This window comes from Acuticoccus sp. MNP-M23, assembly GCF_031195445.1.
In the GTDB taxonomy this organism is placed as follows: domain Bacteria; phylum Pseudomonadota; class Alphaproteobacteria; order Rhizobiales; family Amorphaceae; genus Acuticoccus.
This window is the reverse complement of record NZ_CP133483.1, coordinates 25,613-35,767: the sequence shown is the minus strand read 5'-3', so window position 1 is coordinate 35,767 and position 10,155 is coordinate 25,613. Positions and strand designations below refer to the sequence as shown.

The window sequence follows — 10,155 nt, the reverse complement described above, 5'->3', positions numbered from 1 at the left end:
TGACGTTGCCCCTTGGAATGTCCTCGGTCTGAACTGGACTCCGTCAGAAGGAGACGGAGATGAAGAAGAGCCGCTTCAGCGAAGAGCAGATCATCGCGGTCCTGAAGGAGCATGCCGCGGGGATCGGTGTGTCGGAGCTGTGCCGCAAGCACGGGATCAGCGACGCGACGTTCTACACGTGGCGCAAGCGCTACGGCGGAATGGAAGTGTCTGAAGCCAGGCGGCTGAAGGCGCTGGAAGATGAGAACGGCCGCCTGAAGAAGCTTCTCGCCGAACAGATGCTCGATGTGGCGACGCTGCGGGACGCTCTGGGAAAAAACTTCTGACGCCCAGCGCACGGAGAGGCTTCGTGAGTTGGGCGATTGAAAAGAAGGGGTATTCCCAGCGGCGCGCCTGTGCCCTGATCGGGATGCATCCAAGGACTTACCGCTACCGGTCGCAGCGGCCGGACGATGCGACGGTGCGCCAACGCCTGAAAACGCTGGCGAACGAACGGCGCCGGTTCGGCTATCGGCGGCTGCATATCCTTTTGCGGCGCGAGGGTATCGAGGTGAACCACAAGAAGCTGTTCCGCCTATACCGCGAGGAGAGGCTGAGTGTACGACGGCGCGGCGGCCGAAAACGTGCCATCGGAACGCGGGCGCCAATGACCTTGCCGCGAGGACCAAACCAGCGCTGGAGCCTCGACTTTGTCTCCGACCAGCTCAGCGACGGGCGCCGCTTCCGTGTGCTGGTGGTGCTCGACGACTTCACCCGCCAGTGCCTGACGCTCGTTGTCGACACATCACTGTCGGGGGCTCGCGTGGCACGGGAACTCGACCGCCTGATCGTCAGTCGCGGCAAGCCGCTCACGATCGTCAGCGACAACGGCACCGAGCTGACCTCCCATGCCATCCTCGAATGGCAGGAGGACCGCCGCGTCAATTGGCACTACATCGCGCCCGGCAAGCCGATGCAGAACGGCTTCGTAGAGAGCCTGAACGGTCGCTTCCGCGATGAGTGCCTCAACGAGCATCTCTTCCGCAGCCTTCCGGGCGCTCGCCGCATCATTGAGGAATGGCGCACCGACTACAACCACGACAGGCCGCACACCAGCCTGGGCGGCCTCACCCCGAACGAGTTTGCAACCCGGTCCCGATGGGACCACAACACGAACAGAGTCCAGCTATGAGCGGGGACACTTCTGGGGCAACGTCACCATCCGCGAAGCATCGATTCAGATGAGAAGCCCGGCGGCTATCGTCCGCCGGTGTTTTTCAACAGCCTCCGTCGTTTTCGTCAGAAACAAAACACTTAGCCGTCAGAACAATCCCTGCCCTCACAATCTGTCCGGTTGCTCCCGCCAATCTGGTTGTGTTGTCGGAGAGGGCTTCTCCAGTGTTATTGGGGTGTCTGCCTCATCGACATAGTCGGGGAATGATCTTCCATACTCCCTCAGTTCCGGGGCGGAGCATACCACCGTCAACCAACTGCCCTCCGGGCTTCGTTTCAAACGAGTGAGCCCAGCATAAATGAGCGCTAGCCTTTCCACCTGTGCTGCGTCCGTGACGTAAACCACGAGTAATCGGGCTTCCCATCCTTTGAAGCTGTGCAATGTGGTCGCCTTGACCGCAGCAGTGCCCATATAGAAACCCATCTTCCTGCGGCGGCTCTCCTGCGCGTTTTCGCTGAAGGTATCGACCGTACGCACCCTGTATTCCAACAGGCGCTCGACGACATCAGCACCAGACTTCTGATCACTGAACAGCATGGTGATGTCGGCATTGGCCAGACCGTTTTTGCCAGTCTGGCGCATTAAGGCGAGTGTTTCTTTTGCACATAATTGTTGCGCATCATCCGGATCGCATTGAACCCAGCGAAGGCTGCAAGGGAAGAGGTCGAGCGAACCTTGCTCTGGCTCTGGCTCTGGAAGGTCGATGGCATCCTTAGGCAGAAACTTCTCAGCAAAGCTTCGAGCAAGGCTCAGCGCGTCAGGCGGGAGCCTGTAGCTTATACGAAGCTGCGCCCACCGTCCGCCAGAAAAACCGGCCCCTTTCATAACATCATCGGTCCATGAAGCCGCGGTGCCGTAAACATCCTGCGTCGCATCGGCCACCAGAATCATCTCACCGCCGGGCGAGCTTGCCTGCCTGAGCACGTTCCACCAATACGGTCGGTAATCTTGACCCTCATCGACCAGAATCGCATCATATCGCGCGGCGCCAGGCTGCTGCAGCGCCCCTTCGGCCAGCTTCGGGAGTTCAACGTCTAGGACGCCAACGCCACCGCCATGCTTGAACAGATCATCATAGCGGTTCTCCCAGCCAACATCGTAGCAGGTGTGTTTGCACCAAAGGTGGAAATGCGTGAACTGGATGTTCTGAAGATGCCTAGGGGCATCGAGATCGCGCACGATCAGATCGCGCAGATAGTGCCACAGCGTAATATTGAATGTGGCAACGAGGACAGATTTCCCTTCACGCGCAAGGCGTGCTGCACGGGCCGCAAGAACCAGAGATTTTCCAGATCCTGCAGGCCCCTTGATGCGTCGATACCCTGTCTCGGTGCGGGTATCTGCAAACGAGCGTTGGTTTTTATCCAAAACCAAGGGCAGACGCTGTGTCGCCGCAAAATCCGGCTCTACCAGCCAACCTCGCAGATCTGCCGCGTGATCCTCAGTCATCACACGAGAGTTAGTGCGGAATGCCTCCGGGAAAACCGTTTGAAGATCGCCGGACGAAAAGGCTTCCGCACCACTGACGGGCTGGTATCTCGCGCATCTCTCATTAGAGGATGTCTGAAGAAATGGTTTGAAAAGAGCCTTTACGTCCTCGGCCTTAGCGAATGGAAAGATGACACCTGCAGTGATCGCAGCCCATCCGTTTCCCTTCTGAAGTCTCGGGCAGTAGAGGTCGAAAACCTCTTTCTTGTAGAGATTTATCTTGCTGACAGGGTTTTCCCTTTGGATGCAGAATTTCTTGCCATCCTTCTCAGCCCATAAGGTGTGGCCCCATTGATCTTTCTGGGTGAAGTAACGCAGAGCACCAAGATTCCAGTCTTTGACCTCGAACACGCCGATCCCACCATCCGGGTTCACAAGGACGAAGTCCGGTCGCAGACCGTTGAGGTGTGGCTGGATGTAGATTTCCCATCCCGAGGGGAGCTGGCCGTTGAAAAAATCAAATACCTTTATCTCTCCCGCCGTCAGCGGCTGCCTTAGCCGGGCCAGAGCACCAATGGGCGGATAAATGACACGATTTTCCATTGCCAGCTCCACGCTCAGGCCTTGGCTCTAAGATTCAGAGATTTACGCAGCTCTTTGGCAAAGGGCGTCTCTAACTCGACAACACCTTCACGCTGAAGGATGTCCAGAGCGCTTCCCGACTGGAAGCTGGAATATCCTCCATCCTTAAGAGCCTTCTCCGTGGCATCTAAGATAGCTTCACTATGGGCTAAAGATGACCGTGCGTAGTCAGACAAACGGCGCGAAATCTCATCTGTCACCACAGCAGAAGGGCTTTTTCCTGCCAGCTTAGACAGGGTACTGAGCATTGCTGCGACCTTCTCGCCTGGCCGGACATTGACCATCGTATAGCTCTCTGCGCGAGCTTCAGAATCGGCTTCGCCAATATCGCCTATGACCTTTGAAAGAATCCCATTGGTCATTTCAGAATACATTCTAATTTGTCGCGCAATCCGACGAAAACTGGGTCGCGATAGTCGTCTTCCGGTGTTGACGAAGACGATGGCCAGTCGTGACCAGGCTGACCTTCGCCCAGCGAGCCATAGTCCAGCATGTTTTGAATGATATGGCTAAATTCAGACCTGAGAGCGTCATAAATCCACGGCTGAGAAAGTTCGTCGTAAGACGCGGTCTGATCAGCGGTGCAAGCCATCAGCACACGCGCATCACCTTGACCTATACTCATCAGTTCATCGCGCATCACCTCATGCAGAATTTCGTTGATCAGGGTAGCCCGCGTAACGCCATGAAATTTTGCAAGCGCATCCAGCAGAAAGATGTCATCCTGCTTGATCCGGATATTGAACTTGCGATCACTCTTAGTGCCCGCCTCTACGGACGGGCTCGCAAGTTCGTCGGTGGCTATGCGGGCGATGAACTCGCCACGCTTTGTCATGAAGGAGCGTGCATTGTGGTCAGGCACGACGAAATCTCCTCGTGTTGCGAAATACGGTGATCTGCGTTGAGCCATCGTCGCCGATGACCAAGGTTGCGCCCCCTGCCCGGCGCAACCGCTCAATTAGCTTCAGCCTTTCCCGCTTCCCGGCAATTTCTTCACTAAGCATCGATCTCTCCTGAATTTACTGGGCCAGTGGCACGCGTTTCTGTGCGAGCCTCTCAAGGGTCGCTATTTCTTGGCGCAGAGCTTCCTCTTCGCGACGGCAAGCTTGCGCCGTCAGCACGAGACGATCAGCGCGCGCGTTCCACTCGCCAAGATCTATGATCACCTCAATCTCGACGTCAGTGATCCGACGCTGCCGCATCCTGTCGACCATGTGTTTCGTTTGCCCAGCATCCGTCTGCATTACGATCTCCAATCGTGAACTAGTCCGCGTCTGAAGCTAGACATAAGCCATATTTAAATTTTGTAAATAGCCAAAAGATGGCTTTCTTCCTGTGCGTGTTGGGCGGTTCTCGAGATTCCCAAAAACGGTCGTTTTGTGAAACTCTTGATCAGCCTTCGTGGGAAGCGACCGTCCGGAAGGTCGAGCGCGACGCCGCCCAATGGGGCCAAATCGTGCCCCGATCGCAGCGGCAAGGTTGAGGGTTGGCTTGGTTTTCAGCCTGTCGATCACGTAAATTCATCGCTTTCAGAAAGGCTTGACGTCGTCTGGGCAACCTGCTCGGCCTGCCAGTCGCCATAGGAGATATTCGACCCATTTAGCTTCCAGGACGTGCGTCCGTTGTCAGGCCGACCAAGAATGACGGCAGAGGCCGCGCTGGGACTGCGAAACGCAACATCTTCGGCAAAGCGTAGGTGACCGCCATCGTCGGCTACCAACTTTCCAGCTTTCATCAGCTGTGCGTGCTGTTTCGAGTAGCTGTGATCCGCCTGGCTCGACCAGGTAGCAACGGCAGCCGAGCCCTCGATAACGACAAACTCGCCGTCAATCTCCCGTGCCTGCGCTTCAATCCCGTGCTTCCTGCTGCTCAGTCGGAAGATCGGGCTTGCGTCTTCGCTGGTCGCATCTGCTCTTTCTGATGGAGTCTTCCGGGTAGCGGCTTTCGATTGCCGCAGAAAATCAAACCCCAGAACGGGCAGCACGAGCCGCAACTGTTCGATGAAATATTCCATGTCGGAGGCATCGGCCTCCGGCAAGGCCGCTGGCGGTGGCGCGGTGCCATTGACGACGCTGGCGATGGCCACTGATTTCGCAATAGCGATGAGCCTCGCTTCGAGATAGCGCGCATGGGCTTTGGTGATGTTTTGATCTTTGCTGGTGACGACACAAGTGCGCTCCCAGAAGTCTTTTATTTCGTCCTTGCTGTGCTGGAACAGTCGCTTTCGGACGTTATCGCTTTCTCCAATGTAGACTTGAGTCGTATCCGGATCATCGGGCGCTGGCCCCGTGAGGAAGTAGAGGCCGGTTCGATCTAGTTCGACGCGTTTAAGAAAGGCAGGCAGGCCACTCCGCGAGCCGGTCAAGACATGACCGGTCCAATTCATGATCTCGGCCGTAATGAGCCCCGACGCAGTCCCGTCGGCGAGAAACAATCGAACAGATCGCCCTAGCAATTCACTCACGACCACATCTCCTTGGAGTGACCCCGTTTGACCGGACAGGACGGCTCTTGGCAATGGAGAGTGCCATTCGATCGGTTGTGGCCGGAGCGTGATAATTTCTCAAGAATGGTCGATAATTAGAGGCCAAGCCGGCGAGCTTGACGGCCCCCTTACCTGTATCGGTCGGCGATCTCATCGAGCGACTTGTAGGGCGCGCGCTTGTTCGTCTTCTCATTGAGAACGTGGCGGACTTTCGCATCACGCCACGTGAGATAGGCTTCGTCGGGTGGGTCCACCGGCTCCGAGGTCGATTTGTTCACGTTTGATGTTGGGGTCATTCGTCTTCGCCAGCGGGGTCGCTGATCCAATTCTCCCGGCTGTGCCGGATGCGGATGACGGCCAGATAATCGATCTCGATCGTGTAGATGATGATGTGAGATCCGTATGGCTGGACGCGGACCGGCGGGGTCAGTTCGAGCCGCTCTCGCGCTATTCGCGGATTGGCAATCAGGTCTTCGAGCGCGTCACGCAGGCCATTGAGATAGGCTTCCGCCTGCCCGACCGACCAACGGTTGGCCGTGAACCGCCAGATCGTTTCGAGGTCGCTCTGTGCTGCCGGCGTTAGCTGGTACGCCCTAACTGGACCGTCCGCCATGCTCCTCCTGCATGCGCTTGGAAAACGCGTCGAAGTCGAAGGGCTCGGCGGGGCCGCTCTCGAGGCCTTCGGTTACCATCTTCTGCATGTGGGCGATCTTCGCAGCCCTGTCCTGATCTCTCCGGATCAGGTCGCGCACGTAGTCGCTCGAGTTGCTGTAGCGGCCGCCCTTGGTCTGCTGCTCGACCCAATCCTTCATCGGATCGGGAAGCGAAACATTCATCGTTGCCATGAGCACGTCCTCCATCATTCAAGAATGGCATAAAATGGCAAAGATTGTCAATATTGATGGGCGTTCCGGCTTTGCCGTCGGGCCCTATTCGACCCTTCGGGCCTCACCGAGCCCCGCTGCACGGGTCTCGGCCCATCCGGGTGGCTGTCCCTAACGCGGGTGCGTCGATCGAGGGCGGATCTGTCTCGATGCGCCTCGCTGATCGCGCCGCTGAACAGGGTTGGACGGCCTTCGGCCGGCATCTCACTCGGCAGTGGGGAGGGCCAAGGTGCGCCGCCCCTTGCTCCCCGAAGCGAAATAGCACCGACCGAGGCTCCGCGCGCTTCGCGCTTGTGCGCCCGCACCACTCGGCACGATTTCGCTTCCCCCCTCCGATCCCCGGTCTCGCCGACGGGCAGAGGTGCAGCAGCAGCTGCACCCCAACCCCAAGGCAAGGAGATCAACATCATGGGAAAGACCGACCGCTTCGACGTTCATCAACACATCACCGATCAGATTGTCACCGCCATTGAGGCCGGCGCGGACAACTGGCAAATGCCCTGGCATCGCTCGGCACATGCCATCACTCGGCCGCAGAACATCGCATCCGGAAAGGGCTATCGCGGCATCAACGTGCTGGCGCTGTGGGTGGCGGCCGCGGCCAACGACTACGCCCATGGCATGTGGGGAACCTATAAGCAGTGGCAGGAGCATGGCGCCCAGGTGAAGAAGGGCGAAAAGTCCTCCGTCATCGTGTTTTACAAGGAACTCGAGCGGCCGCGTGAGGATGATCCGAGCGAGACCGAAACCGTGCTGTTTGCGCGCGCCAGCCGTGTCTTCAATGCTGCGCAGGTCGAGGGTTTTACCGTCGACGATGAAGTGCCGACCGAGGACCGGATCGAGCCTGTAGAGGCCGCCGAAGCCTTTACCGCTGCAGCCGGTGCCATGGTGAGCGTTGGCGGCGAGCGCGCCTTCTACCGGCCGGCCGAGGATCGTATCCAAATGCCGGACCGAGAGCGGTTTACCGGTACGGCGACATCAAACCCGACCGAAGCCTGGTACGGGACGCTCTTGCATGAGCTCACCCACTGGAGCGGTGCACCGCACCGGCTCGACCGTCAGCTCTCCACGCGCTTTGGCGATGATGCCTACGCCGCCGAAGCATCGAACGTTTTTGCGATTCTTGACGGTAAGCACGCCGACGTGGTCGAGAACGTCAAGAGTGGACGCAGGAGCGCCGCCCAGATGGCCCGGCTCTACAATGTGTCGCAAGCCACCGTCAGCCGCATCCTGTCGGCAGCACGAGCCAACGCGAACATCGGCTGACCCGAACTCACGCCCGCTAAGAGCATATCCGTGCCAGTTCTATCGGCTGCCCCCCAGATGCGCCTTGCCCGGCTGCAGGGACAGCGCGCGCCCTGATGATCCGCCTGACCAACCCGGGCCTCGCCGTCGCCAGTTGCTCCAAGCGGGCGGGCTTCAGTCAGTCGTGCTTGAGATCGGCCGGCAAAGGCGCCGAGCAATCGACGAAGCGCGTGTCCGAGCCGGCCAGGAGTTCGGCGATCACGACAGGCGGTCCGGCCTCGCAGAAAACGACGCTCGCCTCGTCGAGCCGGCCGCCGCGCACATGCGCCGGGCGGCCGAATTTGGAGGAGTCGAGAACGAGGAACGATTGGCGGCAGTGACGCAGCATCGCCTGGCGAATGCGCACCTCGGCGCGCGAAAAGTCGAGCAGCGACCCATCGTCGTCCACGCCGGCAACACCGAAGATGGCGAAATCGACCCTGTAGGCAGCGAAGAGCTCCTCGGCGGCGTGGCCGGCGATGTCGAGATCGCTGTTGCGCACCGTTCCGCCGGCGATTGCAACGTCGAAGTCCGTGTGCTGCGCCGCCGCAAGTGCGATCGGCAGGTTGTTGGTGACGATTTTCAGCCCGCTGTGGCCGAGGAGGTTCTCGGCGACGAGTTGCGGCGTGGTTCCGATCCCCAGCGCCACGGACGCCCCGTTCGGAATGCAGCGTGCGACCTCGCCCGCGATCATCAGCTTGGCACTGCGGTTCAGCACTTCGCGGTCCCGGAAACTGACGTTCCCGCCGACCGCGATGCGCGCGATTCCACCATGCCGTCGCCGGGCCGCGCCCTGTTCGCAGAGGGCGTTGATGTCGCGGCGGATCGTCTGTGTCGTGACATCGAACTGCGACGCGAGCGCTTCGACCGTCAGGAAATCCTGCGTCTGAAGCATTTGCGAAATCAGGATCTGACGGCGGGCCGGGACGGCATCGGCATTGTTCAAATGAAAATTTGATCCGTTCATATGACAGCCCTTAGCAGCGGAATGTTTCATCGGCGTGACATTGCAAATTGTGTTCCACTTGTCGTCAATCGGGTGTTCAAATGAGCAAAACTCTTGTTTCATGTGAATGTCATCTGGCCGACACGTAAGCGTCAAACTCAGCCCTTAAGCATCGGCCCGGCACGCAAGGGGGCGTTGATGGAGCGAGTGACCGTGGAGCAGGGAGAGAACTCGGCGCCGTTCGTCGAGATCGAGGGCCTGACCCGTATCTTCTCCGGCGAGGCGGGCGTCCGGGACGTGTCGCTGCGCATTCCGCGCGGTGCGTTCGTCGTCCTGCTCGGTCCGTCCGGCTGCGGCAAGTCAACGACGCTTCGTCTTCTCGCGGGGCTGGAGGATCCGGACGCCGGGCGCATCGTCATCGACGGCGAGGATGTCACGGCGCTACCGCCCTCCGCGCGCAATCTCTCCATGGTGTTCCAATCCTACGCCCTGTTCCCGCATCTGTCGGTCGTGGAGAACATCGAATTCGGCCTCAGGGTGCGCGGCGTCCGCAAGGCCGAGCGCCGCACCCGGCTTGCGGATGCACTGTCGTTGACGGGCCTCGAAGGGCTGGAACGGCGCAAGCCCGCGCAGCTCTCCGGCGGCCAGCGCCAGCGCGTCGCGCTCGCAAGGGCGGTCGTCGCCGGCCATCCGCTGTGCCTGATGGACGAACCCCTCTCCAATCTCGACGCCAAGCTGCGCCACGCCGTGCGCCGCGACATCCGCAGCCTGCAGCAGCGCCTTGGCATGACCGTCGTCTACGTGACTCACGACCAGACAGAGGCAATGTCGATGGCCGACATCGTGGTGCTGATGAACGGCGGCCGGATCGAGCAGGCCGGGCCGCCGGCCGAGCTCTACGCCAATCCAGCGAGCCGTTTCGTCGCCACCTTCCTCGGCGCGCCGCCGATGCAGATGTTGCCCCCCGCTGCCGGCGAACACACCGGCGCAAACACCGGCGTGCGCGCAGAAGACCTTCGCCTTGTCGGCAATGGCGACGGGCGCCTGCAGGTCCGCGTGACGCAATGCGAGTTCCTCGGCGCCGAAACCTTCGTCTACGTCGAAACCGGGGCGAACCATCCCCTAATCGTGCGCGCCCCCGGCCGTGTAGAGCTTGCCGCCGGCACCCCGCTCGGCCTCGACTGGGCGGCCGATGCCGCCCACCGCTTCACCGATGACGGTGCGCGCCTTTCCCCTTCACCGGCCGCCTGAATGGCGCCGGCGACACCCCGCC

General features: G+C 59.9%; 12 protein-coding genes. 4 read left to right on the top strand and 8 right to left on the bottom strand.

Annotated features, from left to right (window positions below; translation table 11 throughout):
* Positions 1 to 59 precede the first annotated feature (59 nt).
* Positions 60 to 1,171, top strand: a protein-coding gene (locus tag RDV64_RS23420; protein WP_309195819.1) for an IS3 family transposase whose coding sequence is annotated in 2 segments (ribosomal slippage) — positions 60 to 309 and positions 309 to 1,171 — 1,113 coding nt in all. Because the reading frame shifts where the segments join, the coding sequence is not laid out codon by codon here.
* A 147-nt stretch (positions 1,172 to 1,318) separates the two neighbouring features.
* On the opposite strand, the gene RDV64_RS23415 is transcribed toward RDV64_RS23420, so the two are convergent.
* From RDV64_RS23415 to RDV64_RS23405, 3 genes are read right to left on the bottom strand one after another with little or no spacing between them, the layout of a single operon-like run.
* A complete protein-coding gene (locus tag RDV64_RS23415) occupies positions 1,319 to 3,244 on the bottom strand; it encodes an AAA family ATPase (protein WP_309199733.1) in 1,926 nt (641 codons plus the stop codon).
* A 14-nt stretch (positions 3,245 to 3,258) separates the two neighbouring features.
* Positions 3,259 to 3,645, bottom strand: coding sequence for a hypothetical protein (locus tag RDV64_RS23410; RefSeq protein ID WP_309199732.1), 387 nt, complete (start codon positions 3,643 to 3,645; stop codon positions 3,259 to 3,261).
* Complete coding sequence (locus RDV64_RS23405; RefSeq protein WP_309199731.1) at positions 3,642 to 4,145, bottom strand: hypothetical protein; 504 nt, start codon at positions 4,143 to 4,145, stop codon at positions 3,642 to 3,644. The genes RDV64_RS23410 and RDV64_RS23405 overlap by 4 nt, the downstream gene beginning before the upstream one ends.
* 211 nt (positions 4,146 to 4,356) lie before the next feature.
* Between RDV64_RS23405 and RDV64_RS23400 the strand changes: the two genes are divergently transcribed.
* Positions 4,357 to 4,545: a hypothetical protein gene (locus RDV64_RS23400; protein WP_309199730.1), complete on the top strand. Its 189-nt coding sequence runs from the start codon at positions 4,357 to 4,359 to the stop codon at positions 4,543 to 4,545.
* A 248-nt stretch (positions 4,546 to 4,793) separates the two neighbouring features.
* On the opposite strand, the gene RDV64_RS23395 is transcribed toward RDV64_RS23400, so the two are convergent.
* From RDV64_RS23395 to RDV64_RS23380, 4 genes are all read right to left on the bottom strand, one after another.
* Complete coding sequence (locus RDV64_RS23395; protein WP_309199729.1) at positions 4,794 to 5,747, bottom strand: GIY-YIG nuclease family protein; 954 nt, start codon at positions 5,745 to 5,747, stop codon at positions 4,794 to 4,796.
* Between the two features lie 149 nt (positions 5,748 to 5,896).
* Positions 5,897 to 6,064 (bottom strand): hypothetical protein, encoded by a 168-nt coding sequence (locus RDV64_RS23390; protein WP_309199728.1) that lies wholly within the window; start codon positions 6,062 to 6,064, stop codon positions 5,897 to 5,899.
* The gene (locus RDV64_RS23385) at positions 6,061 to 6,381 is read right to left on the bottom strand and encodes a type II toxin-antitoxin system RelE/ParE family toxin (RefSeq protein WP_309199727.1); all 321 of its coding nucleotides are present in this window, start codon (positions 6,379 to 6,381) and stop codon (positions 6,061 to 6,063) included. The genes RDV64_RS23390 and RDV64_RS23385 overlap by 4 nt, the downstream gene beginning before the upstream one ends.
* The gene (locus RDV64_RS23380) at positions 6,362 to 6,613 is read right to left on the bottom strand and encodes a type II toxin-antitoxin system ParD family antitoxin (protein ID WP_309199726.1); all 252 of its coding nucleotides are present in this window, start codon (positions 6,611 to 6,613) and stop codon (positions 6,362 to 6,364) included. The genes RDV64_RS23385 and RDV64_RS23380 overlap by 20 nt, the downstream gene beginning before the upstream one ends.
* Before the next feature lie 447 nt (positions 6,614 to 7,060).
* On the opposite strand from RDV64_RS23380, the gene RDV64_RS23375 reads away from it, so the two are divergent.
* A complete protein-coding gene (locus tag RDV64_RS23375) occupies positions 7,061 to 7,918 on the top strand; it encodes an ArdC-like ssDNA-binding domain-containing protein (RefSeq protein WP_309199725.1) in 858 nt (285 codons plus the stop codon).
* 157 nt (positions 7,919 to 8,075) lie between these two features.
* Here the strand turns inward: RDV64_RS23375 and RDV64_RS23370 are convergent, their stop codons facing one another.
* On the bottom strand, positions 8,076 to 9,005 hold the full coding sequence (locus RDV64_RS23370; RefSeq protein WP_309199724.1) for a DeoR/GlpR family DNA-binding transcription regulator: 930 nt from the start codon (positions 9,003 to 9,005) through the stop codon (positions 8,076 to 8,078).
* A gap of 75 nt (positions 9,006 to 9,080) precedes the next feature.
* Here RDV64_RS23370 and RDV64_RS23365 point away from each other — a divergent pair, with 75 nt between their 5' ends.
* The gene (locus RDV64_RS23365; protein WP_309199723.1) at positions 9,081 to 10,133 is read left to right on the top strand and encodes an ABC transporter ATP-binding protein; all 1,053 of its coding nucleotides are present in this window, start codon (positions 9,081 to 9,083) and stop codon (positions 10,131 to 10,133) included.
* Positions 10,134 to 10,155 lie beyond the last annotated feature (22 nt).